At 72.6% G+C, this 14,106-nt stretch carries 17 protein-coding genes; 5 read left to right on the forward strand and 12 right to left on the reverse strand.

Going from position 1 to position 14,106, the window contains the following annotated elements:
* The first annotated feature begins 135 nt into the window (after positions 1–135).
* On the forward strand, positions 136–366 hold the full coding sequence (locus AB0J76_RS37130) for a DUF6289 family protein (protein WP_352327772.1): 231 nt from the start codon (positions 136–138) through the stop codon (positions 364–366).
* 56 nt (positions 367–422) lie between these two features.
* On the opposite strand, the gene AB0J76_RS37135 is transcribed toward AB0J76_RS37130, so the two are convergent.
* Positions 423–1,427: an NAD(P)-dependent alcohol dehydrogenase gene (locus AB0J76_RS37135; RefSeq protein WP_352327771.1), complete on the reverse strand. Its 1,005-nt coding sequence runs from the start codon at positions 1,425–1,427 to the stop codon at positions 423–425.
* Positions 1,428–1,435: 8 nt separating this feature from the next.
* Entirely contained in the window at positions 1,436–1,819 is a 384-nt protein-coding gene (locus AB0J76_RS37140) for a nuclear transport factor 2 family protein (protein WP_352327770.1), read from the reverse strand.
* A 92-nt stretch (positions 1,820–1,911) separates the two neighbouring features.
* On the opposite strand from AB0J76_RS37140, the gene AB0J76_RS37145 reads away from it, so the two are divergent.
* Entirely contained in the window at positions 1,912–2,475 is a 564-nt protein-coding gene (locus AB0J76_RS37145; protein WP_352327769.1) for a TetR/AcrR family transcriptional regulator, read from the forward strand.
* Between the two features lie 104 nt (positions 2,476–2,579).
* Here the strand turns inward: AB0J76_RS37145 and AB0J76_RS37150 are convergent, their stop codons facing one another.
* From AB0J76_RS37150 to AB0J76_RS37175, 6 genes are all read right to left on the reverse strand, one after another.
* Complete coding sequence (locus AB0J76_RS37150; protein WP_352327768.1) at positions 2,580–3,449, reverse strand: MaoC family dehydratase N-terminal domain-containing protein; 870 nt, start codon at positions 3,447–3,449, stop codon at positions 2,580–2,582.
* A gap of 97 nt (positions 3,450–3,546) precedes the next feature.
* Positions 3,547–3,753 carry a hypothetical protein gene (locus AB0J76_RS37155; protein ID WP_352327767.1) on the reverse strand — a complete coding sequence of 69 codons (207 nt, stop codon included), beginning with the start codon at positions 3,751–3,753 and terminating at the stop codon, positions 3,547–3,549.
* An 81-nt stretch (positions 3,754–3,834) separates the two neighbouring features.
* Complete coding sequence (locus tag AB0J76_RS37160; RefSeq protein WP_364392349.1) at positions 3,835–5,835, reverse strand: sensor histidine kinase; 2,001 nt, start codon at positions 5,833–5,835, stop codon at positions 3,835–3,837.
* Between the two features lie 96 nt (positions 5,836–5,931).
* Positions 5,932–6,297, reverse strand: a complete 366-nt coding sequence (locus AB0J76_RS37165) for a hypothetical protein (RefSeq protein WP_352326612.1) — start codon at positions 6,295–6,297, stop codon at positions 5,932–5,934.
* 78 nt (positions 6,298–6,375) lie between these two features.
* The gene (locus AB0J76_RS37170) at positions 6,376–7,263 is read right to left on the reverse strand and encodes a TIGR03620 family F420-dependent LLM class oxidoreductase (RefSeq protein WP_352326613.1); all 888 of its coding nucleotides are present in this window, start codon (positions 7,261–7,263) and stop codon (positions 6,376–6,378) included.
* Between the two features lie 109 nt (positions 7,264–7,372).
* A complete protein-coding gene (locus tag AB0J76_RS37175) occupies positions 7,373–7,687 on the reverse strand; it encodes a metalloregulator ArsR/SmtB family transcription factor (protein WP_352326615.1) in 315 nt (104 codons plus the stop codon).
* A 216-nt stretch (positions 7,688–7,903) separates the two neighbouring features.
* Between AB0J76_RS37175 and AB0J76_RS37180 the strand changes: the two genes are divergently transcribed.
* Together AB0J76_RS37180 and AB0J76_RS37185 are read left to right on the forward strand one after the other, a co-directional pair.
* Positions 7,904–9,127: a cytochrome P450 gene (locus AB0J76_RS37180; RefSeq protein WP_352326616.1), complete on the forward strand. Its 1,224-nt coding sequence runs from the start codon at positions 7,904–7,906 to the stop codon at positions 9,125–9,127.
* Between the two features lie 71 nt (positions 9,128–9,198).
* Positions 9,199–9,864, forward strand: coding sequence for a helix-turn-helix domain-containing protein (locus AB0J76_RS37185; protein ID WP_352326617.1), 666 nt, complete (start codon positions 9,199–9,201; stop codon positions 9,862–9,864).
* Here AB0J76_RS37185 and AB0J76_RS37190 read toward each other — a convergent pair.
* Together AB0J76_RS37190 and AB0J76_RS37195 are read right to left on the reverse strand one after the other, a co-directional pair.
* Complete coding sequence (locus AB0J76_RS37190) at positions 9,784–10,368, reverse strand: phospholipase (protein WP_352326618.1); 585 nt, start codon at positions 10,366–10,368, stop codon at positions 9,784–9,786. The genes AB0J76_RS37185 and AB0J76_RS37190 overlap by 81 nt on opposite strands.
* A 160-nt stretch (positions 10,369–10,528) precedes the next feature.
* Positions 10,529–11,053 (reverse strand): hypothetical protein, encoded by a 525-nt coding sequence (locus tag AB0J76_RS37195; RefSeq protein ID WP_352326620.1) that lies wholly within the window; start codon positions 11,051–11,053, stop codon positions 10,529–10,531.
* 637 nt (positions 11,054–11,690) lie between these two features.
* On the opposite strand from AB0J76_RS37195, the gene AB0J76_RS37200 reads away from it, so the two are divergent.
* Positions 11,691–12,185, forward strand: coding sequence for a hypothetical protein (locus AB0J76_RS37200; RefSeq protein WP_352326621.1), 495 nt, complete (start codon positions 11,691–11,693; stop codon positions 12,183–12,185).
* 25 nt (positions 12,186–12,210) lie between these two features.
* On the opposite strand, the gene AB0J76_RS37205 is transcribed toward AB0J76_RS37200, so the two are convergent.
* Together AB0J76_RS37205 and AB0J76_RS37210 are read right to left on the reverse strand one after the other, a co-directional pair.
* Entirely contained in the window at positions 12,211–12,657 is a 447-nt protein-coding gene (locus AB0J76_RS37205; RefSeq protein WP_352326623.1) for a hypothetical protein, read from the reverse strand.
* Between the two features lie 54 nt (positions 12,658–12,711).
* Entirely contained in the window at positions 12,712–13,977 is a 1,266-nt protein-coding gene (locus AB0J76_RS37210; RefSeq protein ID WP_352326625.1) for an alpha/beta hydrolase-fold protein, read from the reverse strand.
* Positions 13,978–14,106 lie beyond the last annotated feature (129 nt).

Genomic DNA, 14,106 nt, shown 5'->3' on the forward strand with positions numbered 1-14,106 from the left:
GGGGGGATCATTTCGCCTTCGCGATGGGGTACCCGGCATCGACCATATTGAACTGTGATGAACCGTATTGAACTGTTCGCTCCGGCGATCGATCATCAGGGGCAGTAGCGCTTCCTCGCGTCAGAGAGGATCTCCATGATTCGTCGCGCATCGCTCGCCGTCCTGCTCGCCGTCGGCACGCTCACCGTCGCCGGCTCGCCCGCCCACGCCCGCGCCTGCCAGATCGACTACCACTGCGAGACGTACTACTACAGCGACTCCACCCGGACTACGGTGGTCGGCGTCAAGTACGAGAACTGCGTGGGCGACGTGACGTGGGTGGGCACCCGCGGCTCGTACCCGGAGTTCCACGAGACCCCCTGCTAGGGGGCCGCTCGGCGGGGTGTTGCGCAGGCACGCCCCGCCCGCCGCGTCCGGCCGGCTCACACGGTGATCACGACCTTGCCGAACGGCCCGCCCGACATGTAGTGGCGGTAGGCGTCGGGAGCCTGCTCGAAAGGGAAGACGCGGTCGATGACCGGGCGCAGCCGGTGGGCCTCGATGAGCCGGATCACGGCCAGGAACTGCGCGCGGCTGCCGACGGCGATGCCCCGCAGCGTGGCTCCCGACCGGAAGACCGCCCGCGCGTCGAGCGGCGGCGGGTCGGCCAGGACGAACCCGACGCTGGCGACCTGGCCTCCGATCGCGGTGGCCGACAGCGACTGCCCGAGGTCACCGGCGACGTCGATGACGTGTTCCGCGCCCTCGCCCCCGGTCAGCTCGCGCACCCGGGCCGCCCAGTCGGGGGTGGCCCGGTAGTCGACGACCTCGTCGGCGCCCAGCGCGTACAGGCGTTCGGCCTTGGCCGCGCTGCTGGTCGTGGCGATCACCCGGGCGCCCAGCGCCTTGGCGAACTGCAGCGCGAACAGCGACACCCCGCCGGTGCCCTGGGTGACGACGGTCCGGCCGGGCAGCGGGCCGGTGCCCTCGCCGGTCAGGGCGTTCCAGGCGGTGACCGCGGCGCAGGGCAGCGTCGCGGCCTCCTCGTAGGACAGGTGGGCCGGGATCGGCACGAGGGCGTGCTCGTCGAGCAGCGCGTACTCGGTGAGCATGCCGTCCAGCGAGCCGCCGAGCTGCGGCAGGTGCCGCAACGCGAACGGGCCGTCCTGCCAGCTCGGGAACAGGGTGGCGGTGACCCGGTCGCCGACGCCGACCGACTCGACGCCGGGGCCGGTGGCGACGACGTCGCCGGCGCCGTCGGAGACCGGCACCACGTCCGGTTTCACCGGGAGCACGTAGTCGCCGCGCAGGATCATCAGCTCGCGGAAGCTGAGGGAGGTGGCCCGCACCGCGACCACCACCTGCCCAGGACCAGGGGTGGGGACGGGGTGTTCCTTGATCGACAGGCCCTCGACGCCGGCTCCGCTGTCGACGTGGTAGCTGCGCATGACGTCCATCAGGCGGTCGCCAGGGGAACTTCGCCGGCGGTCTTGCTGAAGCCGAGCGCCTCGACGATCCGCCCGTCGCGGACGCGCATGAGGTTCACGCCGCTGACCCAGTCGGACGGGCCGGTGCCGTAGCGGTAGTGCCAGTGGATGGTGGCGCGGTCACCGGCGACGATGACCTCCTGCGGCTCGAACGCGCTGGTCAGGTCGTCCACGAGCGCGCCCCACCAGTCCAGGCACGCCTGGCGGCCGGTGACGCGTTCGCCGGTGGGGGCCGGCTGCACGGACTCCATCACGCAGTCCTCGGCGACCAGGTCGTCGAGCAGGCCGCGGTCACGCTCGACGAAGGCCCGGTTGAAGCGCTCCATGACGTCGGCGGTGGATGGGAAGGACACGGTTCCTCCAGAAGGAAGCGGGGTAGATCGATCGGTCTATCTATGTATATCGACCGGTTGATCTACTCGTCAACCCGTGGCAACCTGGATCCATGACAGTTCGTACGGGACCGGGCCCCCGGGAGCGCCTGCTGACGGCCGCCGACCAGCTGATCTACAGCCAGGGCGTCAACGTCGGCGTCGACGCCCTGCTCAAGGCCGCGAACGTGGCCCGGCGCTCGCTGTACGAGCACTTCGGCGGCAAGGACGGCCTGATCGTCGAGGTGCTCAGGTCGGCCGCCGACGCCGACGCCGCCGACTACCGCCGCACCATGGACGCCGCCGGCCACGACCCGCGCGAGCGCCTGCTGGCCGTCTTCGACCGGATCGGCGAGATCGTCGCCATGCCCGGGTTCCACGGCTGCCGCTACCTGGCCGCCGACCTCGGGCTGACCGACCCCGGCCACCCCGCGCACGAGATCACCCGCGACTACCGCCGGCAGGTGCACGGGCTGCTGGCGCGCGAGCTGGCCGCGCTCGGCCACCCGCAGCCCGACCGTGCCGCCGACCAGCTGCTCATCCTCATCGACGGCACCCTCGCCGTCGGCGCGACCCGCCCCGGCACGAACCCGGCCGCCGCCGCCCGCGAGCTCGCCGAACACGTCATCACCCCCTGACGGGCCCGCGCGGGCCGTCACGGTCAGGCCGGTGCCCGAGGACGGGGGGCGGCGCTTACCGGGCCGTCACGGTCAGGGTGGTGCCCCAGGGCCGGGGGCGGCGCTTACCGGGCCGTCACGGTCAGGGTGGTGTGCGGGCCGGTCGTCGCGCCTTCGGGGCCGGCCAGGTCGAGCGCGAAGCCGTCGGCCGTCCTGCGGCCGAGCAGCCGCGCCGGTCGCCCGCAGAACAGCGGCCGGATGTTGCGGTGCGCGATGCGGGTCACCCGCTCGGGACGCCCCTCCAGCCGCAGCGTCTCGGCCAGGGCGAGCGTCATCAGCGGCCCGTGCACCACCAGGCCGGGATAACCCTCCACGCGGGTGGCGTACGGCCAGTCGTAGTGGATGCGGTGGGCGTTGGCGGTGGCCGCCGAGAACCGCATGAGCAGGGTCGGATCGGTGTCGAAGTGCCACTCCCAGGCGCCCGCCCTGCGGAAGGGGGAACCGGCGGCCCGCGCCGCCACGGCCTCCTCGGCCGCCGCCGCCGGGCCGGTGGGCGCCCCGGCCTCCCGGTAGATCAGGTCCTGCCGCTCCTCCAGCCGGGGATCGCCGTCCTGGCCGGTCAGGCGGGTGCGTACGACCACCACGACCAGCCGGCCCGAGCGCCCGGACTTCTCGGTGACCGACTCCACCGTGCTCTGCCTGCGTACGGTCTCGCCGACCCGCAGCGGCTCGTGGAACACGACCTCGCCCCCGGCGAACATGCGCCGCGGCAGGCCGACGGGCGGCAGGAACGAGCCGCGTACGGGATGCCCGTCGCCCCCCAGCACGGACGAGACGGGCCAGCGCGCCAGCGCCGCCCAATGCCACAGCGGCGGCAGCTCCGCGCCCGGCCCCGGGACCGGCACGCCGTCGTCGAACAGGGCCGCGAGCGCGGCGACCGGCGACGGATCGACCAGCTCGTCACTGACGACAGTGGACGGCTCCCACCCCTGCACGCTGCTCCCCGCCCTCCGCCGTGACCGCCGCGAACCACGGTACGCCCAGGCCGGGCCCGCGCGGCAGTGCGCGGTCGCCCCGGGGGGAGGGCGAGCGTCAGCGGGCGGTGATGATGCCGCCGGGCAGCAGGGCGCCGAGGGTGGACGTGTCGTTGACCGCGTTGAGCACGTCCAGCACCGGCTGGAGCAGCGCGCCGACGGGCCCGCCGGCGGCCAGCGAGTCGGCGGTGGCCGGGGTGGTGAGCGCGACGGCCAGCAGCGCGCCACCGGCCACGGCGCAGGTGATACGGCCCATGAGCTTCATGGACACCTCCATGGGAGTTACCGAAAGTGATCGTCCAGCACTCTATGTGACAGGAGGGTGTCCGCCCGGTAAGGCGCACGGTCAGGGCTGGACAGGGAGCATGACCTCCACCGTGGTGCCCGTCCCCGGCTCACCGCTGACCAGGCAGATGCCGCCCAGCTCGGCCGTGCGCTCGCGCATCGAGGTCAGGCCGACGCCGGACCGGTGCTCGGGCGGCAGGCCACGGCCGTCGTCGGCGACCAGCAGGCGCAGCGCGCCGGGCTCGCGGCGCAGCTCGACCCGGACGCGGGTGGCCCGCGCGTGCCGCCGCACGTTCGTCAGCGCCTCCTGCGCGATCCGGTAGACGGCCACCTCGACGGCGGCGGGCAGGCCGGTCAGGTCGCCCTCGGCGATCACCTCCGCGGCCGGCCCGTCCGGCGCGGCCAGCGCTCGCACGGCGGCGGCCAGGCCCAGGTCGTCCAGGGCGGGCGGGCGCAGGCCGTAGACGAGCTGCCGCAGGTCGCCCGTGACGGCGTCCATGCCGGTACGCAGCTCGCGCAGCAGCCCGTCGGCCGCCTCCGGCGAGCTCTTCAGGCTGAGCCGGGCCATGTTGACGGTCATCGCCAGCCCGCTGAGCGTCTGGCCGAGGCCGTCGTGCAGGTCCCGGCGCAGCCGGCGGCGCTCCTCCTCGCGGGCGGCCAGCATGCGTTCGCGCGAACGTTGCAGGTCGGCGGCCAGGCGGACCGCGTGGGCCACGTCGGCCGCGTACGGGACCAGCGTGTCCAGCACCCGCTCGTCGTGCGCGGCGGCGAAGCGGCGCGCGGCGGGCGGGCCGACCAGCAGCCGGCCCACCCACTCGCCGTGCCAGATCAGCGGCACCTCGCGCGGGGAGTCGCCGACCTGCCCGCGCGAGGTGCTCGCCACGCTGACCGGGTGGCCCGGCTCGCCGCTGGTCACCTCGACGGCGACGCCGCGTACCGCCAGGCCCTCGCGCAGCACGCCGACCACCGCCGCCAGCGCCTGCGCCGGATCGCCCCGGCGCACCTCCTGCGCCAGCCGCTCGGCCAGGACGCGCGGATCGCCCACCGGCCCGTAGAGCAGGCGGTCGACCGCGCGTTGCAGCGCCCGCCGCAACGGCTGGAAGAACGCGCCCGTGAGCAGCGCGGAGGCGAGCCCGGCGACCTGGTGGTACCCCGACACCAGCAGGCTCGACAGCGTGGCCACCCCGAAGTAGACCCCGCCGACCACGGCCAGCAGCCCGGCGGCGACGAACGTCCGGCTGACGACGGTGTCGATGCCGTAGAGCCGGTAGCGGGTCACCGAGATCACCATCGACACGGGGATGACCGCCGCCCACCCGATCGACAACCAGTACAGCTCCGGCACGACGACGCCGGCGAGCATGAAGACGATGTACCCGCCGAAGGAGAACAGCGGCCAGCCGATCTGCCGCCGCACGACCGGGTCGGCCCGGCGGAAGCGCAGCACCATCGACCACGCCGCCAGCGGCAGCGTCGAGAGGATGCCGGTCCAGGCCACCACCGTGACCACCGGCCAGATCGGCGCCAGCTCCGGAACCTGTGACGGGTTGGGGATGACCGCGGGCAGCGGATAACCCTCGGCCGGCGGGTCGGGACGCAGGAACATGTGGGTCAGCTCCACCGCGGTCGACACCGCGCCGAGCAGCACCACCAGGCGCCAGCGCCGCGACGGCAGCCTGCCGTCGGGGGAGTACAGCGGCAGCAGCATCTCCAGCAGCAGCCCGGACACCGCCCAGCCGGCCTGCGCGGGGAACCTCAGCATCCCCGCCAGCGCGAGATCCCCGTCCGCCGCGGCGGCCAGCATCGCCGACTGGCAGAAGGTGTTGACCGCGCCGCCGAGGCCGCCCGCGCACATCAGCCACGCCAGCCTGAGCCGCGGCCGGTGCACGATGAGGAACGCGCTGAAGGCCGGGAAGGTGACCCCCGCCGCGGCCAGCGGGCTGAAGATTTCCGGCAGCCGCCACTCCGGCGGCAGCGCCGCGTACAGCAGGACCGCCGCGAGCACCAGCACCGGCGAGACCACGGCCAGGACGACGGCGACCACCCGGGCTGCCCACGCCATCCGTCCCCGCCTTCCGGCTGCCGTTCCCGCCCGACACTAGCGTGCCCGCGGAACGGTCCGCCATGATCCGGCCCGCCGGCCGGACCGACCGGCGGGTCAGCGCAACGACCGCAGCAGGGCGCTCCGGTCGAGGGCGTCGACCGGCCACGTACGGGAGCGCAGGGTGCCCCGGTCGCGGTAGGCGCGCATGATCGTGACGTGTTCGGGCAACCGGACGAACCCCCGCAGATCATCCTCGCTCCGCCACACCGACAGCGAGCCGACCCGGCGGCCGGCGAGATCCGCCCAGAGCCACATGCCCACCGCGCCCGGCAGGCCGGGCCAGTGGCGGCTCAACGACCGGCCGTGCCGGGCGATGCCGGGCAGGTCCCGGAGCCGCCGCAGGCGGAAGTCCGTCAGGGCGGCGACCAGCGGGCCCGGCCGGTCGCTCTCGGGGCCGGGGATCCAGCGTGAGGTCAGCATGCGGCACACCGGCCGGTCTCGGACGTCATGCCGCCAAACTATATTAACGACCGATCGTTTGTATATCGAAGGCGGCGGTCAGGCGCGGCCGGGGGAGAGGGCGCCGGCCAGCTCGCGCCAGTGGGGCATCGCCGTCCGGCCCGGCTCGATCCCGATCACCTGCACGGCCACGTGGTCGGCGCCCGCGTCCACGTGGGCCCGCAGCTTGCCGACGACGGTGTCCAGGTCGCCCCAGAAGACGAAGTCGTCCACCAGGCGGTCGCTGCCGCCGCCGGTGATCTCGTCCTCCGCGTACCCGAGCCGCCGGAACTTCGCCACGTTGTACGGCGTGCTCAGGTAGGGGCGCAGGTGCTCGCGGGCGGCGGCGCGGGCCTTGGCGGGGTCGGTCTCGAACAGCACCGGATGCTCGACGGCCAGGAACGCGTCCGGCCCGAGGAGCTGCCGTGACTCGGCGGTGTGCGCGACGTTGACGTGGTAGGTCTGGGCGCCCGCCGCCCGGTCGCGGGCCAGTTCGAGCATCTTGGGCCCGTACGCGGCCAGCAGGCGGCGCACGCCCGACTTGGGAGCCGGGTTGACGGTCTCCAGCTCGTCCAGCTCGTCGAGGTAGGCCCGCATGGCCGTCAGCGGGGTCGTCCCGGGGCGGGGGGCGCCGCCGAAACCCAGGCCGAGCACGTGCCGGTCGGGGTAGGCGTCGGCCAGCAGCAGGGCGGCGCCGTACGTCCACCTGGCCTCGCGGGCCCAGATCTGGGCGATGCCGTTCACGATGTGCATCCTTCGCGTGCACGACAGCAGGAAGCCGGCATGGGTGAGCGCCTCGCGGCCGAGCAGCTCGGGCATCCAGAACGCCCGCCACCCCTGCTCCTCCAGCTCCTGGATCGACTCGCGCATGTGCGCGGCCGGCACGTGCTCGAAGTCGAACGTGTAGATCCCGAACGTGCCGAGATCCAGGCCGTCGATGGTGCCCATGGGACATCCCCTCATCGTGTGTCGATCCTCAGAAGCATAGACATATCGCAAAATGTCGATATATGAAAACCGACCTCTGTCGTCCGGGGGGCTCGGCGGGGAGCGGCTTCTACAGGGTGCGACCGAGGGTGGCGACGAGCTGGGCGATGCGGCGCTCGTCACGCTTGTAGTGCGTCCACTTGCCCACGCGGGTGGCGTGTACCAGCCCCGCGCGCTGCAGCTCGCTCAGGTACGCCGACACCGTCGACTGCGCGAGCCCGACCCTGGCCTGGATGTGCGTCACGCACACCCCGACCTCCACCGGGTCGGCGATCGCCCCCTCCAGGGAGAAGTGGCGCTCCGGCTCCCGCAACCACGACAGCAATTGCAGCCGGGTCGGGTTCGCCAACGCCCGCAACGCCTCGGACAGCTCTGAATCGGTCAAAAGTGGAGCCTCCGCCATGGATGCGAGCATAGTGAGCCATCGACGCATCGCGGTAATCCGATGCGTACCAGCTCGGCGCCCACGCGGCTCCTCAAGGGGAGGCAACGCCTCGGTAGATTTCCCGCACCCGAAGTAATCCATCCAGTCAAGACGATTGCCTCAAATAAGTCGATCGCCTTATATTCCGATGTGTCGGGCTTTCAAGCTGGAGGACGCATGACCGTTGACGCGATCCCCGATTTCCCCTTCGACCGCCCCACGGCGCTGGAACCGCCCCCACAACTCGCCGACCTGCGGGAGAAGTGCCCCGTGGCCCACGTACGCCTGCCCAGCGGCGACGTGGCGGCCCTGGTGACCCGGTACGACGACGCCCGCGCCGTCATGGCCGACCCCCGCTTCAGCCGCAACCTCGCCCGCGAGGGCGCCGCCCGGCTGTCCACCACCGAGGACGGCGGCCTGTTCAACCGCCGCAAGGACGGCGCCGGCGACATCGGCGAGGGCGAGGGCCACATGCGCTGGCGGCGCCTGCTGAGCCGCTGGTTCACGGCCAGGAAGATGGAGGTCTGGCGCCCCCGCGTCCAGGCCATGGCCGAGGACCTCCTAGACTCCATGCTGGCCAAGGGCTCCCCGGGCAACCTGTCGTCCGGCCTGGCCCTGCCCCTGCCGGTACGGGTCATCTGCGCGCTGGTCGGCGCGCCGAGCTCGGACCAGGACAAGTTCGCGCACTGGTCGCGCACGATGCTGACCCTGACGCGCAACACGCAGGAGGAGGTCGACACGGCCTACCGGGAGTTCAACGCGTACGTGTCGGACCTGATCGACCGCAACCGCGCCGACCCCGGCGACGACCTGCTCAGCGAGCTGACCCAGATCACCGACGCCGAGGACGGCAGGCTCAGCCGGGACGAGCTCATCGCCACCGTGCGCGGGCTGCTGCTGGCCGGGCACGAGACCACGTCCAACATGATCGCCATCATGACGGCGATGCTGCTGTCCGACCGGCAGCGCTACGAGGCCGTGATCGACGACCCCGACCTGATCCCGGGCACCGTGGAGGAGGTCCTGCGGCTGGACAGCACGTTGTCGGCCATCGGCGGCGTGCCCCGGTTCATCACCGAGGACGTCGAGCTGAGCGAGATCACCGTGCCCGCCGGCAGCACGCTGATCCCCAACATCCCGGCCGCCAACCGCGACCCGGCCAAGTTCGCCGACCCCGACCGGTTCGACCCGCGCCGGGAGAACAGCAGCCAGCACCTCACCTTCGGCGCCGGCCGCCACTACTGCCTCGGCCAGCCGCTGGCCAGGCTGGAGCTGCAGGTCGTCCTGGGCCTGCTGGCGCGGCGGCTGCCCGGCCTGCGGCTCCGCGACGACCCCGCCGAGCTGCGGCTGCGCACGGGCGGCCTGTCCGGCGGCCTCCAGGACGTGTGGGTCACCTGGTGACCCCCTGACCTCGGCCGGTGGCATGGGATAGCGTTCGGGGACGGTGGTGGAAACGAGATCGAGGACCGGTCATGGACGTCAGTACGGCGGTCGCCGCGCCGTCTCCCCGCTCGATCCGGGCCAAGGACAGGATCATGCAGACCGCGGAGCGGCTCTACGCCGAGCACGGCTTCGCGCACGTGTCGATCAGGATGATCCGCGAGGCCGCGGGCCAGCGGAACAAGTCCGCCGTCCAATACCACTTCAGCACCCGTGACGAGCTGATCCACGCGATCCTGTCCCGTCACGCGGCCGCCGTCGACCGGCACCGCCTGCCGATGGTGGCCGCGCTGGAGACGTCGGGCGAGGTGTCGCTGCGCGACTGGATCACGTGCGCGATCGCGCCGAGCATCGAGCACCACATCGAGCTGGGCACCCCGTCCTGGTACGGGCGGTTCCTCGCCCAGGCCGTCGTGGAGCCGTCCCTGCGCGAGTACACGGCGCGGGTGACGTTGAGCACGCCCTCGTTCCGCCGGCTGGAGCTGCTGCGCCCGCCGTCGATGCGCGACCGGGAGCGCCAGCTGTCCGAGCGGCAGGCGGCGATGATCCGGCTGCTCGTCGTGCACATGAGCGCCGAGCTGGAGGCCGACCTGGCGGCCGGCCACGCCGCCGCCGGTTCAGTCGAAGAATCCTGGCGGGCTCTGGGCGAACATCTTGTCACCGCCGTCTGCGGGCTCAGCGGGGCCCTGCTGCCTTAGCGCGTCCCTGTCCGGCACGCGTACGATCTCCCCGCCGGTGCCGCGAGGGGTGCCGTAGTGGCGGACCGCCTGGTGGTACAGCTTGGCCAGCGCGTTGCAGCTCGGCTGACGGAAGAGCGAGTACTGGGTGCACACCTGCTTGAGGTCGAAGTAGAACGCCTTGTCGATGTGCTCCTTGTTCGCCGGGAAGTCGCCGACGGCCTGGTAGTTCCGGTAGCCGAAGTCGTGTCGCCGGCACGGGATCGAGAAGTCGAAGCCGAGCGGCTGGTCGGGGCTGCTCGTACAGCCGTCGCTCGACCAGTCGAAGTCGAAGTCGGCCCACGACCCCTGGTCGGCCCAGGCGTCCCGCCAGGCCTCGGCGCTGGACGCGGTGGGCTGCGTGAACCCCGAGAGTGCGGCGAGCTTCTCCTCCAGCGTCACCGCCTGGGCCGGCGGCGCGACCGCGAGAACGGCGACCAGCGAGAGAGCGAGCGGGACCGGCGCCCCGAGAGCCCGTCTGACCATGGGAACCTGCCTGTTTCGACCGGGACGGGAACATGTCATGGTCAGGTTCGCCCGCCGGCCCGCCGCGGCCCGGGAATTCCGGGAAAACCAGTGGCAAAGGTCGTGTCCGGTTTCTGATGAGAGGCGGCGCGGGCGGCCGTTCGCCCTTCAGGTGCGGACGTCAGCCCAGGCCGTCGGCGTGGTTCATCTCCTCCGCCCGGGCCAGCGCCTCGGCCAGGGGCGGGACGTCCCAGACCGTGCGTTCGGCGTCCGTGGTGACGGGGTCGACGCGGTAGAGGCACCAGCGGCCGCCGATGTCGACGTACTGGGTGCCGTACCGCTGGGGCAGGCCCATCTGCAGCAACCACCGGTCGAGGGCCGAGGCGGCCAGCCTGCGGGCGGGCCGGCAACCGGCGCCGGCCGCCCGCCGCGCCAGCTCGAAGGCCAGGTGGTAGTGCTCGGCCAGCCCGCCGTGCTGCATCACCGCGGCCAGGTGGTAGTAGTCGCCCGGCGAGCGCACCTCTCCGGCCGCGAACTTCTCCATGCAGCGTGCCCGCCGGGCCAGGCCGCGCTCGCCGCCGTCGCCGGGCACGCCGTCGCGCCGGTCGTGCTGGTCGCGTTCGAACAAGTCACGCAGCTCCGGGTCGCCGGGCGCCTCGACGTCGGGGTCGGCGATCTTGGCGAGGATTTCCGGAAGGCTGAACATTTGGCTGCGCGGCGCGGCCGACCATCTGCGCGCCGCTCGCGCGCGGCTCTTTCCAGTACGGTTATCCGCCACGTCTGCCAGCGTGCCGGGACAACCCGGGGCGCGCAAGACGGCGCCACGCCGCAATATAGGGAAAATGTAGGGCCGTCGCCCGTTGACGCTTTATTGGGCCGGGGCGATGATGGCCGCGAAAGGGGCGCTTGCGCCTCCGCCGGAAATGGGGGAATGCGTGACCCTGCTTAAGGATGCGAATACTCGACACCCCGGGGCGCCTGCCGGCGTGCCCGCCGAGCGCCGGAACATGGCCGTGAACTGCGGGTTCTTGGCGGGTGGTGGCAGGGGCTGAGCAGATGAGGCCAGCGCCCGGCGCCACGGCGCTCCTTCGCGCCGGCCGCCCCGAGTTCGCCGCCGATTTCCGGGCGCATGAATTCATGCCCTTCGGCCCGGAGGTCCCGTCCATTGACTCGGGGTGGTGCGGAATTCTAGAACGGTCATCGCCGGGAAGCGTTTCCCATGCGGTCGGCGATAACGCGCGACGGAGGCCGGTCGCGATATTACGCATAAGTCGCACAGGCAAATGGACCGGGCGCGAGGAAGCGCCTGGCATTCCGGGACCGCCGCTCGCCGGCGGCGCGGCATGAGTGATCTCGTCGCCTCCGCCGCGGAGGCCCTGCGCGCGCTCGACGAGGCGCTGCTCTGCCTGCTGAAGGCGCTCCCGCCCGAGGACCCCGGCGCGCGCGCGGAGCTGCGGGCCGAACTTGAGCGGGCGGGCGTCACGGACGAGGTCGCCGGCCGCTGCCTGCGCATCCTGCGAATGGTCCTGTCCGGCGAGCACGCGCGCCCGAGCGACTGGATCGGGGTGACGGCGGTGTTCCAGTGCGGATTCTGCGGCTCGACGCCCGACCCCGCCGATCTCGTCGTCGGCAAGTCGGTCTCGCTCTGCCTGGGCTGCGCGCTGCTGGCGACGGCCGGGGCGATGCGGGGCGAGCGGGAGCCGGTGGAGCGGCCGTGCGCCTTCTGCGGCGCGCGGGCCGTGCCCGCCCACCTGGGCGCCGACGGGGACAGGACGGTCTGCCGCGCCTGCGGCGAGCTGGTGCTCTACATCATCGCCAGCAAGAAGCGCGCCGACTGACGCCCGGGGGACGGCGGGGCGGCCGTCAGCCGCCCTGGGTGTAGATCGTCCGCCATCGTGAGCACCGGCCGACGGGCCGCGCGCCGTTGCCGCGGCACACCTGCGCCCGGATCTGCAGCGCGCCGCCGACGTTCTTGCGGAAGGAGCCGGTGCCCGGCAGGCAGTTGTAGACGCCGTGCGTGCGCCAGCGGCCGTTGCTCGCGCTCTGGTACCTGATCAGCACCCACGAGCAGTCCTTGCCGCGGTCGTCGTCGAGGGTGCCGGTCACGGCCAGCCCCGACTGGCCGGCCACGACCTTGCCCCGGGCGGTCGCCAGGCCGTCGGTGGAGTGCAGGGCGCCCCACCTCCAGCTCGCGGGATCGGCGGCGGTGTCGGCGGCTGTGTCGGCGGCGGCCGCCGTGCTCAGCGCGGTCAGCGTGAGGACGGCGGCGCCCAGGGCGGTCAGGACGCGGGTCGGAAGATGGTTCGTCACCGGTCCAGGACTACCGGCCGGTACTTGTGGCCGACTTGGAAGCGGGCTGAGGCGTCAGAGTGCGGGGCAGCGGGCGGGGGCGGCGCCGTAGGCGTACCGGAGGAAGTCGACCAGGTAGGCCGACCAGGCGTTCCAGTCGTGGCCGCCCCTGCTGTAGCAGTAGCGGTGGCCGACGCCGAGGCCGGTCAGCGTGGCGTCGAACTCGCTCGCGTACGCGCCGAGGATCGGCTCGCTGACGCCTGCGGCGTCGTCGCTCGCCCTGGTGTCGTAGCCGCACGCGGCGGGGGCGGGCTCGGTGCCGTCCGGGACGCGCGGGAGGCTCGCGCAGCCGCCGGCGTACAGGGCCAGCCGCCCGTCATAGGGGGCGTACCTGCCCTGGGTGACCAGGTCGGCGGGGTTGGCGGCGGGCCAGTCGTCGACCGTGCGGCCGTGGAAGACCGTGGTGGTGTGCGGGCCGAACAGCGTGTCCAGGCGGTAGCGGCGCTGCACCTCCTGGTCGAGGACGGGCAGCGGGCTGCCGTTGTCGTACTTGTTGACGCGGAACTCGCCCAGGTCGGTCAGCTCGATCGCGGCGCCCGACTGCCACATGGAGTCGGAGATCGTGCGCTGGGCGGGCCTGGCGCGCAGGTCGATGCCGGGCGAGAACGCGCCGATCACCGAGAAGACGTCGGGGTGCGCGGCCGCGTACCGCAGCGTGCCGTAGCCGCCCATGGACAGGCCCGCCAGGCCGCGTCCTGACCGGTCGGCGACGGTGTTGAAGTTGGCGTCGATCCACGGGATGAGCTGGTCGATGTGGTACGTCTCCCACTTCGGTGCGAAATATCCGTCCGTACGGCCGGCCCAGTCCGCGTACCAGCCGGTCATCCCGCCGGTCGGCATCACCACGATGCCGTCGAAGGAGCCCGCCTTGCGGACGAGGGAGACCAGGTCGGCCTTGGTGGTCCACGAGTCGTAGTTGTCGCCGCCGCCGTTGAGCAGGTAGAGCGCCCGGTAGGGGGTGGCGCGCGAGGGGTCGTAGTCCTTCGGCAGGTAGACGCGGACGCTGATCGGGCGCGACAGCGGGTCGATGACCGGGGTGCCGCCGGACGCCTGGAAGATCGCCGTCGAGGTCATCGTGACGTCCCGCAGCTCCGAGCCGTCGCTCTGCGGGCGACGTCGTACGTCGACGCAGGTGATGCCATGGCCGTCGGGCCGGGGCAGCACGGCCGCGCACCCGGCCGACTGGGTGGCCGCCGGTGCGGGCGCCGCCTGCGCCACCCCCGTGCCTGCGAACGTGCCTGCGAACATCAGTAATCCGGCAAGGGCGGACGTGAACCGCATCGCTCTCCTTCGGTTCGGGCTCCCGACCGCCCCAATTTACGAGGGGACCGGCGGCCGGCGCGTCAACCGCCGGACCGAAGGAGGTCAACTTCTGCCGTACGTTCCCAGCTTCTGCCGTACGGCTCAGCT

This window comes from Nonomuraea sp. NPDC049624, from assembly GCF_040675255.1.
Classification (GTDB): domain Bacteria; phylum Actinomycetota; class Actinomycetes; order Streptosporangiales; family Streptosporangiaceae; genus Nonomuraea.

Coding starts and splice junctions, on each gene's coding strand:
- AB0J76_RS37130 (WP_352327772.1), top strand. CDS start 136: ATGATTCGTCGCGCATCGCTCGCCGTCCTGCTCGCCGTCGGCACGCTC.
- AB0J76_RS37135 (WP_352327771.1), bottom strand. CDS start 1,427: ATGCGCAGCTACCACGTCGACAGCGGAGCCGGCGTCGAGGGCCTGTCG.
- AB0J76_RS37145 (WP_352327769.1), top strand. CDS start 1,912: ATGACAGTTCGTACGGGACCGGGCCCCCGGGAGCGCCTGCTGACGGCC.
- AB0J76_RS37155 (WP_352327767.1), bottom strand. CDS start 3,753: ATGAAGCTCATGGGCCGTATCACCTGCGCCGTGGCCGGTGGCGCGCTG.
- AB0J76_RS37160 (WP_364392349.1), bottom strand. CDS start 5,835: ATGGCGTGGGCAGCCCGGGTGGTCGCCGTCGTCCTGGCCGTGGTCTCG.
- AB0J76_RS37165 (WP_352326612.1), bottom strand. CDS start 6,297: ATGCTGACCTCACGCTGGATCCCCGGCCCCGAGAGCGACCGGCCGGGC.
- AB0J76_RS37170 (WP_352326613.1), bottom strand. CDS start 7,263: ATGGGCACCATCGACGGCCTGGATCTCGGCACGTTCGGGATCTACACG.
- AB0J76_RS37180 (WP_352326616.1), top strand. CDS start 7,904: ATGACCGTTGACGCGATCCCCGATTTCCCCTTCGACCGCCCCACGGCG.
- AB0J76_RS37185 (WP_352326617.1), top strand. CDS start 9,199: ATGGACGTCAGTACGGCGGTCGCCGCGCCGTCTCCCCGCTCGATCCGG.
- AB0J76_RS37190 (WP_352326618.1), bottom strand. CDS start 10,368: ATGGTCAGACGGGCTCTCGGGGCGCCGGTCCCGCTCGCTCTCTCGCTG.
- AB0J76_RS37195 (WP_352326620.1), bottom strand. CDS start 11,053: ATGTTCAGCCTTCCGGAAATCCTCGCCAAGATCGCCGACCCCGACGTC.
- AB0J76_RS37200 (WP_352326621.1), top strand. CDS start 11,691: ATGAGTGATCTCGTCGCCTCCGCCGCGGAGGCCCTGCGCGCGCTCGAC.
- AB0J76_RS37210 (WP_352326625.1), bottom strand. CDS start 13,977: ATGCGGTTCACGTCCGCCCTTGCCGGATTACTGATGTTCGCAGGCACG.